Here is a 14,356-nt window from a genome sequence, read left to right on the forward strand (position 1 = left end):
GTTAGTTGTTATCGTAGCCGACTCGTGGGTCGATGATGGTGTACAGGAAGTCCTGCAGGATGTTCACGGAGAGCGTGAGCAGGATGAAGATGTACATCAGCGACCCCACGAGTGGGAGGTCGCCTTGGACGGTCGCGTCGAAGAACAGTTTGCCGATGCCGTTGATGGCGAACACTGTCTCGACGAGCACGGACCCGCCGATGAGGAGGAACGCTTCACCCGTGATGATGGGCACCAGCGGGATGAGCGCGTTGCGGAACACGTGCTTCCAGACGATTGCGCGGCGAGGCAGGCCCTTCGCGCGGGCCGTCTCGACGTAGTTCGAGTTGATGGTTTCGAGAACCGCCGTCCGGCCGATACGCATCTCGTTACCCATCGACGACGACCCGAGCACCAGTGCTGCGGGCATGATTTGCTTTATCGCGGTGAGCAGTCGCTCTGGGTCAGAGAGGTTGGTGAGTGGTGGTGCCCGAATGATGTCTGTTTCGACGATCCACGCACTCCAGTTGAAGCCGAACAATACTTTCTGTGACTGCGTGAGCAAACTCACCAGAATGACGGCGAGCCAGAAGTTCGGCATCGCACGCCACACAATCCCACCGAAGGAAGCGACGTAGTCGCTCCAGGTGTTGGGGTGGAGGCCGGCGTAGAAGCCGAGCGGGATGCCGATGAAGATGGCGATGAGAACAGACCAGAAGCCGAGCCAGATGGTGCGAGGCGCACGCGTGGCGATAACTTCGTAGACGGTCGTGTCGGGGGAGATAACCCACGACTGGCCGAGGTTGAACGTGAAGAGGTCCCAGAGGAATTGGAAGTACTGTTCCCAGATGGGGACCGGCGCACCGCTCGGTGTTTCGAGACCAAGGCGGACGGCAATTTCGTGATACGCTTCCGCGGACCCGGTCGGGCCGAGAATCGACGCGACTGGGTCGACCGGACCAACCCGGATGATGAGGAAGGTAATCGAACTCGAGAACACGAGGATTGGAATTGCGAGCAGTACCCGTCGGAGGAAGTAACTCCAGCGGCTCACAATCTGTCACCCCCGTGCCATGCTGTGTAAGTCATAATTAATGCTGTAGGCTATTGTTTCGTTACCTGTTACGGCAATTATCTCTTTCGTTCCCGAAGCGCTCTATCGGCGCTCAGCCGTGCGAAAAAACGGAAACGAGTGGACGAAGATTACTGCTCTTTCCAGGTGCGGTTAAGCATCTGACGCGAGGTCCCCATGCCGCCGAACACTGGCACGTGGACGTTGTTGTAGTAGAAGCGCTCGCGGAGGTTGTGGAACGTGTTGACGAACACGACGTCCTCCCAGTTCGCTTCTTCCATCTCGACGTAGGCTTCGTTGCGGATGTCCTGTGCTTCCTGCGTCGGTGCCCGGTTGTCGAGGACGCGCTCGAAGGCTGCTTTTGCACGGTCTGAGGCTTCGGTGCCGCTCCAGTTCGTGTAGGACAGTGGGCCTTCCTGTGAGGTGTCCGTGCGTGGTGGGTAGATGAGCTGCAGGAAGTTGTCTGCACCTGGCCAGTCAGCGATCCAGCCGAGGGTGTAGGCTTCTAAGTTGCCGTTGCGACCGCGCTCGAGCATCGCTGCGAACTCTGCCTGCTCGATTTCTAAGTCGATGTAGGCAGCGCCGAGGCGACCCTGGAGAATCTGTGCGATCTGGCTCCACGTGTTGGAGGTGTAGTGGGTGAAGGTCAGGCTGTAGCGGTTGTCCTCGCCGTAGCCGGCCTCTTCCATGACCTGCTGTGCGCCCTGCACGTCGGCCGTGTTGTACCCGTACGGGTAGCTCTCTTCAGCGTGCTGGTTGTACGCGTTCCCTGCACCTGGGTAGATGAGCGGCGGCGTCAGGTGGTACGCCGGTGCGACGCGGCTCTTGAACACTTGCTCTGCGAACTCCTTCTGGTTGGTCACGTAGGCGACTGCCTGACGGACTGCCTTTGGCACGTTAGCCGTGTTGAAGCCGAAGTAGAACGTCGAGATTTCCGGCACGCGGACGTAGTTGACGGTCTCGCCGTTGCGGACCGGTCCGTAGGTACCGATGTCGCGGCCGAGGTCGTCCGTGGTGTCCACGGAGACGAGGCCTGGGTCGTACTGCGCCGTCGGGATGGAGAGGAAGTCGGACTTCTTGTCCATCGACCACTCGTAGGCGGCGTTGTCGTCCTCGATGATTTCCCACTTGATGCTGTCGAGGTACGCCTTGTCGCCGTGGTAGTCGTCGTAGCGCGTGACCGTCGCGTTCGAACCCTGGTCCCAGTTCCCGAACGTGAATGGGCCACAGCCGATTGGGTTGGACGTCGCGAAGTCGGACTGGGACATCTCGCCGTCGTAGCCTTCGATGTCGCCGACGATGCCCTCTGGGATACACGCGAACGAGGAGTACGCGAGCATCGCGAGCGTCGAAGCGAATGCCTGTTCGAGTTCGAAGGTGAGTTCCGTCTCACTGCTCGCCTCTACGGCCATCGAGCCGGGCGAGTAGTTCCCGTCGCCGTCGGTCTCGTGAACGACACCGAGCGAGTCGAGGATGAAGTAGGTACGACGCGAGTTCTCGGAGGCTGCGAGGCGCTCCCAGGAGTAGACGAAGTCACTGGCCGTCACCGAGTTGCCATTGTGGTACGTGGCGTCCTTGAGGGTGAAGGTATACTGCGTGAAGTCGTCGTTGGTCGTATAGTCTTCTGCGAGACTCTGGACAACCGCAGTCTCCCCGTTCGGGTAGAGCATGAGGTTGTCGAAAATCTGGCGAATGACGCGACCCGAGGCCGTGTCCGTGGCCTTGATTGGGTCGAGCGTCGTCATCGTGGAGTTGATGAGGTTGAGGGTGCCACCCGTCTGTGGCTCCATCGTGGCGGTCGTCGTGGTGTCGCCGCCACCCGTGGTCGTCTGACCGTCGCCGGTCGTCGTCGTATCGTCTTCGCCGCCACCACCGGTACACCCAGCGAGTGCCGTTGCGGTCGCAGCTGCGCCCGTCGCTTGCAGGAAGCGACGTCGGTTGAGGCTGTTACTGTCTGTCATCCGTCTGCTCCTTTTTGTTGTTACCCGATAAATTTACCGCTGTTTCGCTGTTGCGTCCCATGCCTTCCGGTAGCACGGTTTTGGTATACTTTGACATGGCAATCAGCACAGAATGGAGTTAACCCTTTTTACGAATATAACTGTCGTAGACTGAAATTTGCGTTTCACCTATCAATCTCGCTGAAAGCAGCCATTTCAGCGACGTGCGCGCGCGTAATGACACAATTAAAAATGCAAAAAGCTGCAGACGCTGACCCCATCAGGGCGCGCCGCCAATCGTCCCGATTCGGAGACTTTATATTCTTTGTTATGATATAGCATAGTATGGCACCGGACATTACGGCTCGGTCGGAACCGGTCTTTGACGAAGCCGAGGTTATGGCCTCGGTCGATGAATCGGGGAGCGTCGCCCGACTCATTATTGCCGACATTTGCCGTGATGACGCATGGGTATCCTGCCGCGCAGAAGAGGCCGTCACACTCTCTGCCTGGGCCTGACCCACACGCCACTCGTTCTCTCGAACCGCACTGTCACGAGGACAGACCTGTACACTTTTCATCGCGCCCACCGTGGCCAGCGTATGCACTACTGCGACGTCTCCCTCGACGACAGTCCCGTGTCGAACGCTGAGACGGCGCTTTTCTTCGGGCTAGCCGCGCAGGGAGCAGCCGCGGCCGGCCGAACCGCCGCCGAACCGCGCACCCCGACCCACTGGCTACGATGAGACCGGAGGACGAACGCTACTTCGAGACGCTCGAAACCCGGCTCGACGAAGCGATGGCTCTCGCGACGAAAGCCAAAGAGCAAGGTAACGACCCGAAACCGGAAGTCGAGATTCCCATCGCGAAGGACATGGCAGACCGCGTCGAGAACATCCTCGGCATCGAAGGCGTGGCCGCCCGCGTCCGCGAACTCGAAGACCAGATGAGCCGCGAGGAAGCGGCCCTCGAACTCGCCAAGGACTTCGCTGCTGGCGACGTCGGTGACTACGAAACCCGAGAAGGCAAAGTCGAAGGCGCGGTCAGAACGGCTGTCGCACTTCTCACCGAGGGCGTCGTCGCCGCGCCCATCGAGGGCATCGACCGCGTCGAAATCGTTCCGAACGACGACGGCACGGAGTTCGTCCGCGTCTTCTACGCTGGCCCCATTCGCTCCGCCGGGGGGACTGCACAGGCGCTCTCCGTGCTCGTGGCCGACTACACCCGCGCACTCATCGGCATCGACCAGTACAAACCGCGAGACGACGAGGTCGAACGCTACGCAGAAGAACTCGAACTCTACGACAAAGAGACGGGCCTCCAGTACACGCCGAAGCCAAAGGAGACGAAGTTCATCGCCCGCAACTGCCCCATCTGCCTAGATGGGGAAGCCACCGGGAGTGAGGAAGTCTCCGGTTTTCGCGACTTAGAGCGCGTCGGCACCAACAACCCTCGTGGCGGGATGTGTCTCGTCCTCGGCGAAGGGATTGCCCAGAAGGCACCGAAAATCAAACGCTACACCTCCGCCCTCGACGAAATCGACTGGCCGTGGCTCGACGATCTCATCGACGGGACCATCGGCAAGGAAGACGGGGAGGAACCCGAGGCCGACGAAGACGCACCCGACGAAGCGGAGGCGACCGAGGCCGAACCTGCGGCCGACGAGCCAGAACCAGCCGTCGAAGTCGAAGGCCCACCGCGGGCCGAACCGAAGACCAAGTTCCTGCGCGACCTCATCGCCGGCCGTCCCGTGTTTTCACACCCGAGCATGCCCGGCGGCTTTCGCCTCCGCTACGGGCGCTCTCGCAACCACGGGTTCGCGACCGCTGGCGTCCAACCGGCGACGATGCACGTCGTGGACGACTTCCTCGCAACCGGGACCCAAATCAAGACCGAACGCCCCGGAAAAGCGGGCGGGGTCATCCCGGTAGACTCCATCGAAGGCCCGACGGTCAAACTCGCGAACGGCGACGTTCGCCGCATCGACGACCCGGCCGAGGCGCTGAAACTCCGCAATGGAGTCGTCGAAATTCTAGACCTCGGCGAGTACCTCGTCAACTTCGGCGAGTTCGTCGAGAACAACCACCCGCTGATTCCCGCCTCGTACGTCTTCGAGTGGTGGGTCCAGGACTTCGAGCACGCCGGCGCGGACGTCCAGGCGCTCGCCGACGACGCCCGCGTTGACCTCGAACATCCCAGCCCCGAGCAGGCACTCACCTGGGCGCGAGAGTACGACGCGCCGCTTCACCCCGATTACACCTACCTCTGGCACGACCTCTCGGTCGAGCAGTTCGAGATGCTCGCCGACGCCGTCGCCGAGGGCTACGTCGAAGACGGGGCTCTCTACGTCCCGAACGAAGACGATCCTCGTCAGTCCCTCGAATGGCTTCTCATCGAACATTCACAGGGTCCCGAAGAAATCCGTATCCCGGTCTGGAAACCGCTCGTCGCCTCGCTTGGCCTCTCCGAATCGCTCGACAAACAGTGGGATGACCTCTCAGCCACGTCGCGTGCGTGGCCGAACGCGCACAATGCAGTAAACGAAGTCGCTCCGTTCTCCCTGCAGGAACGCGCCCCGACCCGCATCGGAAACCGGATGGGACGCCCCGAAAAGTCGGAGAAACGCGACCTGAGCCCGGCGGTCCACACCCTCTTCCCCATCGGCGAGGCCGGCGGCAGCCAGCGCTCCGTCTCAGAAGCCGCGAACCACTTCGCCGACCGCAACGCGACTCGGGGCGAAGTCGAAGTCACCGTCGGCAAACGAAAATGCACCGCCTGCGGTGAAATCACATTCAAGAACAAGTGCCCCGACTGCCAGGGCGCGACCGAGCCACAGTACGAATGCTGGTCCTGTGAAATCGAGGTCGAACCCGACGAGGGGGGCCGCGCCGAGTGTCCACGCTGTGGCAAAGCAGCCTCCACCGAGTGGCGTCGTCCGGTCAACATCCGCGAGGAGTACCGCAACGCCCTCGCGAACGTCGGCGAGCGCGAAACCGCCTTTGACATCTTGAAGGGCGTGAAGGGCTTGACCTCGAAACACAAAACGCCCGAACCGATGGAGAAGGGCATCCTCCGGAGCAAAAACGGCGTCTCCGTGTTCAAAGACGGCACCGTCCGCTACGACATGACCGACCTGCCCGTGACCGCCATCCGCCCGGACGAACTCGACATCACCGTCGGGCAACTCCGCGAACTTGGCTACAACGAGGACGTAAACGGCGACCCCTTAGAACACGACGACCAGGTCGTCGAACTTCGCGTCCAGGACATCGTCCTCTCGGACGGCGCAGCAGAGCACATGCTTCGCATCGGCGGCTTCGTCGACGACCTCCTGACCCAGTACTACGACCTCGAACCGTTCTACGAGTTCGAAGACCGGCAGGACCTCGTGGGCGAACTCGTCTTCGGGATGGCTCCCCACACGAGCGCCGCCGTCGTCGGGCGCGTGATTGGGTTTACGAGTGCGGCCGTCGGCTATGCGCACCCTTATTTTCACGCAGCCAAGCGGCGGAATTGCTTCCATCCGACGACCAAGGTGTGGTACAAAGATGAGGGAGAGGAATGGCATTACGACGAGATTGAATCACTCGTCGAGGAGCGTCTCAATGACCCACGCGAGGACGACTTTGGCGCACTCGTCTCTGAACTTGATGGTGATGTGTATGTGCCCTCTGTGACTGAGGACGGTGAGGTCGTGAGAAAACGGGTCGAAGCGGTCTCAAAACACCCCTCGCCTGACCATCTGATTCAGATTGAGACGCGAAATGGTCGCTCTCTGAAGGTCACGCCAGAGCATTCGATGCTACGATGGGCAGAGGGAATTGACAGAGTCGATGCCCACGAGTTGGAGGTTGAAGACTCGATTCCTGCGCCTAAGGAGATAGAGTTTGGGGGCGTTTCGACTCAAATCGATCTACTCGCCAAATTTGTGGAGAACGATTCGCTTCCAAATGAAGACCTTATGGTCCGTGGACTCGGCGCAGACCGAATCAAGAAACTCTTCGATGAATCTACTGAGGGTGTAGGTTACCTGAAGCCAGTTGCTACAATCCTTGGATGTAGCAAGTCCACCGTTTACAATTGGGTGTCTAGAGACAGTGTCCCTGTCTCTGTTCTCATCATACTCCTTGGCCAAGAAGAGGTACTCACACGAGTTCCTGCAGAGGTTCATCTTTCGATTCGAAGAGATACAGCGACAGTCAATCGGCATCTCGCAATCGACGAATCATTTGCTATTCTCCTTGGATATTATGCAGCAGAAGGATTCACACGTAGAGAGTCGGGTAGTTTCTACCAAACCACGATTTGTATCCCAGACGAAAAAGCTAGAGAGCACATCATCGAAACCTTCGCCGATGCGCTCTCGGTCGATGCTTTCGAAGAGAACGAGTGGGAAGTGACTGCTTCAAGTCGTCTTGTCGCGACGCTATTCGCAGATATCCTAGAAACGGGCTCTCGCGCCGAGAGTAAACGCATTCCAAATGCAATACTTAGTGCTCCTAACCCACTGCTTCGTGCGTTCCTTGCGGCATACTTCAGTGGGGATGGCAGCACGTCTGCTGACCGTCTTGATATTCGAGCTCACACGATTAGCGATGAACTCAAGGAGGACTTGGTTGCGTCTCTGAAGCGCTTTGGAATCTCTTCGAAAGTAGCTCAAGAGACTCGAACCATTGAATCTGGAATCGTTGCAGAATTCTACGAAGATGAATCGCCAGAATTCGAATCGTGGGTTTTGAAAATCTCGTCTGAGAACGCAGTCAGGTTTGCTAAACAAATCGGATTCCATCTCGACCGAAAACAATCGACGCTCCAGTCCGTGGTCAAATCGGCTGATGTCCGTTCTCAACGCATTCTTGGTGACGGTGGAGAAGTCTGGCTTGACGAAATAACCTCCATCGAAATCGTCGAATCTGACACGGAACACACCTACTCCGTCACCGTCGAAGACACGAACACACTCGTCGCCAACGACCTCTTTACCGGTCAATGCGACGGTGACGAGGACTGCGTCATGCTCCTCATGGACGGCCTGCTCAACTTCTCGAAGCAGTACCTCCCGAACAAGCGCGGCGGCCGCATGGACGCCCCGCTCGTGATGTCCTCGCGCATCGACCCCTCGGAAATCGACGACGAGGCCCACAACATGGACATCGTGGACCGCTACCCGCGCGAGTTCTACGAGGCCACCCGCGAGATGGTGGACCCCGGCGAGGTGGACATCAAACTCGCAGAGGACACCCTCGGGACCGACCGCGAGTACACCGACTTCCGCCACACCCACGAGACGTCGAACATCGCGCTCGGGCCGGACCTCTCTGCGTACAAGACCCTCGGGTCGATGATGGACAAGATGGACGCCCAGCTCGAACTCGCCCGAAAGCTCCGGGCTGTGGACGAAACCGACGTCGCAGAGCGCGTCATCGAGTACCACTTCATGCCCGACATCATCGGCAACCTCCGGGCGTTCTCCCGCCAGGAGACGCGCTGTCTCGACTGTGGCGAGAAGTTCCGCCGGTTCCCGCTCTCTGGGGACTGTCGGGAGTGTGGCGGCCGGGTCAACCTCACCGTCCACGAAGGCTCAGTCAAGAAGTACGTAGACACCGCCATCAGGGTCGCAGAGGAGTACGGGGCCCGCGAGTACACCAAACAACGCCTCGACATCCTCGACCAGTCGATTCGCTCGGTGTTCGAGAACGACAAGAACAAGGCGTCGAAAATTTCTGACTTCATGTGAGCGCACCTTTTTCTGCGTCGGGGTCGCTTCGCGACCCACTCCTTGAAAAACGCGCCCGAAAAAGGCCGAATGCGCCGACGGCGCATTCGGGTGCGATGCTTGCTGGTTTCCGCAACCGCACCGCAACCGCATTATTTTACTTTCTTTGTACTCAGTGGCCTTACTTCCGGTTGATTTCTACCAGTTGTGTAGAGTAGTCCCTGACCGCACCGAAACCGCACTGCTCATCGTTCCTGACTTCCGTTTCGTCTCTCCGCAGTCCGTGACTTTTCGTTCCGTTTTCGTTGACTGTTTTCGAAAATGGCGAGGAGTTTTATCTGGTTTGCGAACCAATAGCTCGGGCATGGGTGACAGTTCACAGAATTACATCGAGAAGGAACTCCCGTTCGGGCTCGACGTGTTCGACGAGGGTGGCAACAAACTCGGGACAATCCGTGGATTCGACGAACACGGCTTCTACGTGACAACCGAGGAAGGGGTCGAGAGCCTCTCTATCCAGCACATCCGCGCCGGTCACGAGTTCGGTGAGGGTGAACTGATGTGGCGGTGCTGGTCGTGTGGCGAGATGGGTGACATCGAGGACGACCTACCCGACGCGTGCCCGTCCTGTGGCTCGCCGAAAGAGGACCTCTACTACTACACGGAAGACTGATTTTCCCCGCCGAACCACTTCCCGTATGAAGATTGTCGTGTTCGGCGCGGGTAGCCTCGGAAGCCTCGTTGGCGGCCTCCTCGCTCGCGAACACGACGTGACGCTCGTCGGTCGCGACCCACACATGCTGGCAGTTCGCGAGTCGGGCCTCCAGGTCGGCGGTGAGTTCGACTTCACCGTTTACCCGAAGGCAGAGACGACGGTCCCCGACAGCGCTGACCTCGTCATCGTGACGGTCAAGGCGTTCGACACCGCGGAGGCAGCCCACGCCCTCGCAGACTGTCCCGCAGACGCAGTTTTGACACTCCAGAACGGGATGGGGAACGAGGAGACGCTTGCGGCGACGCTCGGGTGCTCCATTCTCGCCGGGACCTGTACCTACGGCGCGGTCCAACCAGAACCCGGTCACGTCTTTTGTACCGGCGTCGGCGACGTCGTCCTCGGCCTGCCAGAAGGTGGTTCCTCGACGCTCGCAGACCGAATCGGCGAGGCGTTCTCGGCCGCCGGCATCGTCACCACCGTCGCAACCGACATGCCGCTTCGCCGCTGGGAGAAACTGGCCGTGAACGCGGGCATCAATCCGGTGACGGCGCTCACGCGGATAGAGAACGGTGACATCCTCGACGGCCCTGCCCGCGAGACGGCGGTGGCGGCCGCCCGCGAGACTGCTCGCGTCGCGCAGGCACAGGGCGTCAACCTCTCCGAAGCCGCTGCCGTCGAGGCCGTCGAAGCCGTCGCCCGCGCCACGGCCGAAAACACGTCCTCGATGTTCCAGGACATTCGCATCGAGCGCCGAACGGAAATCGACGCCATCAACGGCTACGTCGTCGCGCACGCAGGTGCGGTTTCGGTTCCGGTGAACGCGACGCTCGCGAACCTAGTAAAAGCGTGGGAGAAGCATCACGCACGGCGTGCGTGAGCCAGAAATCGAGTCGTTAGAACGGGGCCTGCGGGCCTTCGTTGTCCTCGCTCTCGTCGTCGCCGGGGAAGTTCGGCGTCATGCCGTGGCCCATCCCCTCGTCCATGCCGTCCATTCCGGTGGTGGCGTGGACCTGGTTGATTTCTGGGATCTCCTTGACCATGCGGCTCTTGATGGCCTGAATCGTCATCGGCGAGATGCCACAGCCACTGCAAGCACCGCCGAGGGCGACCGTCACGGACCCCTCCTCGCGGTTGATGTCCTGAATCGCGGCACTCCCGCCGTGCATCTGAATCTGCGGGAAGTTGCGTCGCAGGAAGTTCATGACGCGCTCTTCTAAGTCGTCTTCTGGCTCTCTGGATTCCGTGCTCATGTTCGCGGCTATGGGGTGATTCTCCTTAGGTGTTTGGTCTTCGGTTATTCGCGAAGGTCGAAGACGGCCTGCAATTCCGCTTCGATTCGCTCTACGTAGACCGCGAGGACGGCGTCCAGTTTCTCGTCGTCTACGACGACTGCCGTGAGCCGCTCGTGGGGATTGGGTGGCAGTTCGATACGAAACTTGCCGTCACCCTCGTAGAACGGTTCACTCTCGTTCAGAATCTGTTGGTCGATGCCATGGACGAGCTGTGAGTCGTACTCGTCGTTCATGCTGTTGAACGCGGACTTGTACGCCTGCTGGAGTTGTGGGAAGTAGTGGACGTACTTGTCCTCGAACTTCTTCGGGTCGAACTCGCTCATGTCTGGTCTGTGGAGAACGGTGAATAAAAAGTGGCCGAATCAGCGAACCCGTCACTCGTTTCGCAAAATCAGCGAGGGGTCGTCCTCGTGGTGGACGACGAGTTGCCCGTCGAACAGCTGCGTGTTGACCGTCTTCTCGTCGCGGGACCCGGGATTGAACCCGAACAGGCTGAGGCCGTCTGCCTGCCGAACGCGGTTGGTGAGGACGTGCACGAACCGGAACACCCGCGCGAGGTCAGCGTACATCAGCATCGAGGAGAGCGAATCGACGCCGAATCTAACCCCCGCTGTCGCGTCGTCCTGCTCGAACCGCGTGAACCATCGAGCCACCTCGATGCCGATGCCCGTGAGGTCTGCCGGCGTGGCGACCTGACTGACTTGAGTGGGCATCCCGTCGCTCGCCTGTCCGCCGTTACGGTCGATGATTCCCATGCGCGGAACCTCGCCGATGCGCGAGTGGAACTCGGCGAGGACTTCGCTACCGCCTGTGGTCACGCTCGCCAGCACCACGCCCTGGTCGCTGACCAACCCCTCACAGAGCAGCGTCTTCTGGAGGGCAACCTCCCGCTCATCAGCGGGCCACGAACGAGCAGATTCGTCCCCGCAAGGACGGTAGCAGCGAGCGCGTCGAGCGTGTAAGACGAGTCGTCGTTCGTCCCGCCGTCGGTCCTGAACTCGCGCTTCGTCCGCGTTCATCTGAACCCGTAACTGTCCGGTGTCGAGCCCGGAACCGTCCTCGATGGGCCTCCAACCCGTCTCGCGTTCGTGGCGCTTTCTCTCCTTCAGAATATATCTATTATTCAGATAGTTCACATCGCGTATATAAATTCTCGCTACAGTTAGAGAAATAGATATTTGGACTCGACTGAAACGAAATGGCGAACGGTTTCGTATCGTCACATAGAGTGTACGTATGTGAAGTGGCCAGTTTTCGAACATCCGCCGGGAGCGGCTGTCTCGCCTATTTTCGAGATAATTTCCGCTCGAACCACTCCCACTCCCGCGAGAACTGGCCCGTCTCGCGGAGATCCCACACGTCTGCATCGGTCACGACTGCGCCAACGCGATAGGACTGTATCATGTTCCAGAGCCACATCCCAACGCCGGCAAAGAGGATGAGTGCGCCGACAGTCGAGACCTGCTGAAGTGGCGCGAACTCGGCGGGATAGGCGGCGTACCGGCGCGGAAGCCCCATCATTCCGAGGAGCAACATCGGGCTGAACGTGAGGAACGTCCCGACGATGCTCACCCAGGCGTGCGCCCGGGCGAGACGCTGGTTGAACATCCGCCCCGTCAGGATTGGATACCAGAAGTAACTCGCGGCGAACATCGCGAAGACGATGATGCCCACCAGAATCAGGTGGAAGTGGCCGACGACGTAGTAGGTGTCGTGGAGCAACAGGTCGATTGGAATTGAGGCGAGGAACACGCCGGTCACGCCGCCGACGATGAACGTCGAGATGCCACCGACACAGAATATCATCGGCGCGGTCAGGCGAATTTTTCCGTTGTAAATCGTCGTAATCCAGTTGAACGTCTTCACCGCGCTTGGAACCGCGATGGCGAGCGAGACGGCCATGAACGAGGCCTTCAACCGCGGGTCCATCCCGGTGGTGAACATGTGGTGGGCCCAGACGCCGAACGAGAGGACGCCGATGGCGAGCGTCGAGTAGACGACGAACTTGAAGCCGAACAGTTTCCGGCCCGTGAACTTCGGCAGGACGTAACTCACGATACCGAACGCCGGCAGCACGAGGATGTACACCTCGGGGTGGCCGAAGAACCAGAACAGGTGCTGCCAGAGGGCTGCGCCGCCCGCTTCGAGCGAGTAGAAGAACGTCCCGAAATTCCGGTCGAGCAGGAGCATTATCATCGCGCTGCCGAGCATCGGGAACGCGAAGATGATGAGACCACTCGCGGTGAGCATCGTCCACGAGAAGATGTCGAGATTGGCCCAGTTGACCGACGAGTCGCGTTCGGTGAAGATGGTGACGATGATGTTGCTCGCCGCAAGCACCGTCGCGATACCCGAAAGGTGGAGGCCGAGCAGGAACAGGTCAACCTCGGGATTCGTCGCCGCGCGCGACAGCGGCGTGTACATCGTCCAGCCGATCGCCGGCGGTTCGATGGCGAACAGGGCGCGCGTCGGCAGGCCGAGCGGCGTGATGACCTTGGCGATGACTTCGGTAATCAGTCCCGCTCGAACGAGGAACAGCGACGGAGGCAGCAACCAGAACGCGATGGCGTTGACCCGGGGGAACGCCATGTCGTCTGCGCCGACCAGCGGCGGGATGAAGTAGTTGGCGAGGCCGGTGAACACGGGCGTCGCGAAGAAGAACAGCATCGTCGTCCCGTGGACGGTGAACAGCGCGTTGTACGTCTCTGCGGTCCACACCGTCGCCTCGGGGGTCACCAGTTCGGTGCGCATCATCATCGCGTCGATGCCGCCCCAGAGGCCGGTCACAGTGGCCAGAATCAGGTAGAGCAACCCGATGTCCGCGTGGTCCACGGTGGTTATCCAGCGAAGGATACCGGCCGGTTTCTCGCGGGTCGTCGTCTCTACACCCTCGATGTAGCCGCCGTCTGCGAGCAGGCGTTTCGACCCGGTGGTTCGGAGGAGGGCGAGCGTCACGAGAGAGATGAGCACGGCGACGAACAGGACGGTTGGATTCATGGGGATTCCTCTGAGAGGCGGGCGTACACCGCACCGAGCGTGAAGCCGTAGGCGAGGTGTGCGAGCAGGGTCGTGATACCGTACATGATGAGGATGGGGCCGGAGAGGCTCCCCCTACCGAGGATGATGAAGCCGACCCAGAAGGCGGCGGCGAATCCCATCCCGCGGACGGCGGGGTCGGGCCACAGGGGGAGGTAATTCTCGAGTGAGATGAACAGCAGCGGCCAAGCGAAGATGCCGGCGAGCGCGAACAGGATGAACCCGAGCGCGGTCTGCCCGGGGAGGCCGACGAACCGGGCGATGACGTCGAACAAGCCAATCTGCGACCGCGTTTCCACTTCGAACATAACGAGCATCACCGAGAGCAGTGCCATGCCAGCGGCACCGCCCGCGATGGCGCTCAACGGTCGGTTCATTGGTTGGGCGTCCGAACCCCGGGTTAAAAACTCTCGCGGCCGTCCTATCACTTGTCCAACCCTTCTTGCGTGAGTCACTTCAATCCTCGCCGACTCGGTGGATTTCGAGCGAATCGACCGCCAGTGGGGTGGTGGTCTGTGGAAGTTCACCGCGGAATAAACTGCATGCCGCGATACAAAATTCGCTTCGTCACCCGAACGTCCCTCCTGAGGCGCACCTTCCGCGCCC

At 60.2% G+C, this 14,356-nt stretch carries 12 protein-coding genes; 5 read left to right on the forward strand and 7 right to left on the reverse strand.

The features are described 5' to 3' along the window. Position 1 precedes the first annotated feature (1 nt). Both P1M51_RS15230 and P1M51_RS15235 read right to left on the reverse strand, forming a co-directional pair. Entirely contained in the window at positions 2-1,033 is a 1,032-nt protein-coding gene (locus P1M51_RS15230; RefSeq protein WP_276246019.1) for an ABC transporter permease, read from the reverse strand. Between the two features lie 149 nt (positions 1,034-1,182). Beyond that, positions 1,183-3,012: an ABC transporter substrate-binding protein gene (locus P1M51_RS15235; protein WP_276246020.1), complete on the reverse strand. Its 1,830-nt coding sequence runs from the start codon at positions 3,010-3,012 to the stop codon at positions 1,183-1,185. A 324-nt stretch (positions 3,013-3,336) separates the two neighbouring features. Here P1M51_RS15235 and P1M51_RS15240 point away from each other — a divergent pair, with 324 nt between their 5' ends. The 5 genes from P1M51_RS15240 (at position 3,337) to P1M51_RS15260 (ending at position 10,299) form a co-directional block, all read left to right on the forward strand. Beyond that, positions 3,337-3,510 carry a hypothetical protein gene (locus tag P1M51_RS15240; protein WP_276246021.1) on the forward strand — a complete coding sequence of 58 codons (174 nt, stop codon included), beginning with the start codon at positions 3,337-3,339 and terminating at the stop codon, positions 3,508-3,510. An 83-nt stretch (positions 3,511-3,593) separates the two neighbouring features. Continuing rightward, on the forward strand, positions 3,594-3,737 hold the full coding sequence (locus tag P1M51_RS15245; RefSeq protein WP_276246022.1) for a hypothetical protein: 144 nt from the start codon (positions 3,594-3,596) through the stop codon (positions 3,735-3,737). After that, the gene (gene polC / locus P1M51_RS15250; RefSeq protein WP_276246023.1) at positions 3,734-8,728 is read left to right on the forward strand and encodes a DNA polymerase II large subunit; all 4,995 of its coding nucleotides are present in this window, start codon (positions 3,734-3,736) and stop codon (positions 8,726-8,728) included. The genes P1M51_RS15245 and polC overlap by 4 nt, the downstream gene beginning before the upstream one ends. Before the next feature lie 343 nt (positions 8,729-9,071). Further along, positions 9,072-9,380: a hypothetical protein gene (locus P1M51_RS15255; protein WP_276246024.1), complete on the forward strand. Its 309-nt coding sequence runs from the start codon at positions 9,072-9,074 to the stop codon at positions 9,378-9,380. A gap of 25 nt (positions 9,381-9,405) precedes the next feature. Continuing rightward, entirely contained in the window at positions 9,406-10,299 is an 894-nt protein-coding gene (locus P1M51_RS15260; RefSeq protein ID WP_276274674.1) for a ketopantoate reductase family protein, read from the forward strand. Positions 10,300-10,315: 16 nt separating this feature from the next. Here P1M51_RS15260 and P1M51_RS15265 read toward each other — a convergent pair whose 3' ends face one another. The 5 genes from P1M51_RS15265 to P1M51_RS15285 form a co-directional block, all read right to left on the reverse strand. After that, entirely contained in the window at positions 10,316-10,672 is a 357-nt protein-coding gene (locus P1M51_RS15265) for a NifU family protein (RefSeq protein ID WP_276246026.1), read from the reverse strand. 44 nt (positions 10,673-10,716) lie between these two features. Further along, entirely contained in the window at positions 10,717-11,037 is a 321-nt protein-coding gene (locus tag P1M51_RS15270) for a DUF5783 family protein (RefSeq protein ID WP_276246027.1), read from the reverse strand. 51 nt (positions 11,038-11,088) lie between these two features. Continuing rightward, on the reverse strand, positions 11,089-11,733 hold the full coding sequence (locus P1M51_RS15275) for a hypothetical protein (RefSeq protein ID WP_276274675.1): 645 nt from the start codon (positions 11,731-11,733) through the stop codon (positions 11,089-11,091). 265 nt (positions 11,734-11,998) lie between these two features. Then, the gene (locus P1M51_RS15280; RefSeq protein WP_276246029.1) at positions 11,999-13,711 is read right to left on the reverse strand and encodes a cbb3-type cytochrome c oxidase subunit I; all 1,713 of its coding nucleotides are present in this window, start codon (positions 13,709-13,711) and stop codon (positions 11,999-12,001) included. Beyond that, positions 13,708-14,127: a DUF6789 family protein gene (locus tag P1M51_RS15285; RefSeq protein WP_276246030.1), complete on the reverse strand. Its 420-nt coding sequence runs from the start codon at positions 14,125-14,127 to the stop codon at positions 13,708-13,710. The genes P1M51_RS15280 and P1M51_RS15285 overlap by 4 nt, the downstream gene beginning before the upstream one ends. Positions 14,128-14,356 lie beyond the last annotated feature (229 nt).

It is taken from the genome of Haladaptatus sp. QDMS2 (assembly GCF_029338295.1).
Classification (GTDB): domain Archaea; phylum Halobacteriota; class Halobacteria; order Halobacteriales; family Halococcaceae; genus QDMS2.

What these genes read in the sequence shown, in the direction of transcription:
- P1M51_RS15260 (WP_276274674.1), top strand. Translation starts at nt 9,406, where the DNA reads ATGAAGATTGTCGTGTTCGGCGCGGGTAGCCTCGGAAGCCTCGTTGGC.
- P1M51_RS15255 (WP_276246024.1), top strand. Translation starts at nt 9,072, where the DNA reads ATGGGTGACAGTTCACAGAATTACATCGAGAAGGAACTCCCGTTCGGG.
- P1M51_RS15265 (WP_276246026.1), bottom strand. Translation starts at nt 10,672, where the DNA reads ATGAGCACGGAATCCAGAGAGCCAGAAGACGACTTAGAAGAGCGCGTC.
- P1M51_RS15280 (WP_276246029.1), bottom strand. Translation starts at nt 13,711, where the DNA reads ATGAATCCAACCGTCCTGTTCGTCGCCGTGCTCATCTCTCTCGTGACG.
- P1M51_RS15270 (WP_276246027.1), bottom strand. Translation starts at nt 11,037, where the DNA reads ATGAGCGAGTTCGACCCGAAGAAGTTCGAGGACAAGTACGTCCACTAC.
- P1M51_RS15285 (WP_276246030.1), bottom strand. Translation starts at nt 14,127, where the DNA reads ATGAACCGACCGTTGAGCGCCATCGCGGGCGGTGCCGCTGGCATGGCA.
- P1M51_RS15245 (WP_276246022.1), top strand. Translation starts at nt 3,594, where the DNA reads ATGCACTACTGCGACGTCTCCCTCGACGACAGTCCCGTGTCGAACGCT.
- P1M51_RS15275 (WP_276274675.1), bottom strand. Translation starts at nt 11,733, where the DNA reads ATGAACGCGGACGAAGCGCGAGTTCAGGACCGACGGCGGGACGAACGA.
- P1M51_RS15235 (WP_276246020.1), bottom strand. Translation starts at nt 3,012, where the DNA reads ATGACAGACAGTAACAGCCTCAACCGACGTCGCTTCCTGCAAGCGACG.
- P1M51_RS15240 (WP_276246021.1), top strand. Translation starts at nt 3,337, where the DNA reads ATGGCACCGGACATTACGGCTCGGTCGGAACCGGTCTTTGACGAAGCC.
- polC (WP_276246023.1), top strand. Translation starts at nt 3,734, where the DNA reads ATGAGACCGGAGGACGAACGCTACTTCGAGACGCTCGAAACCCGGCTC.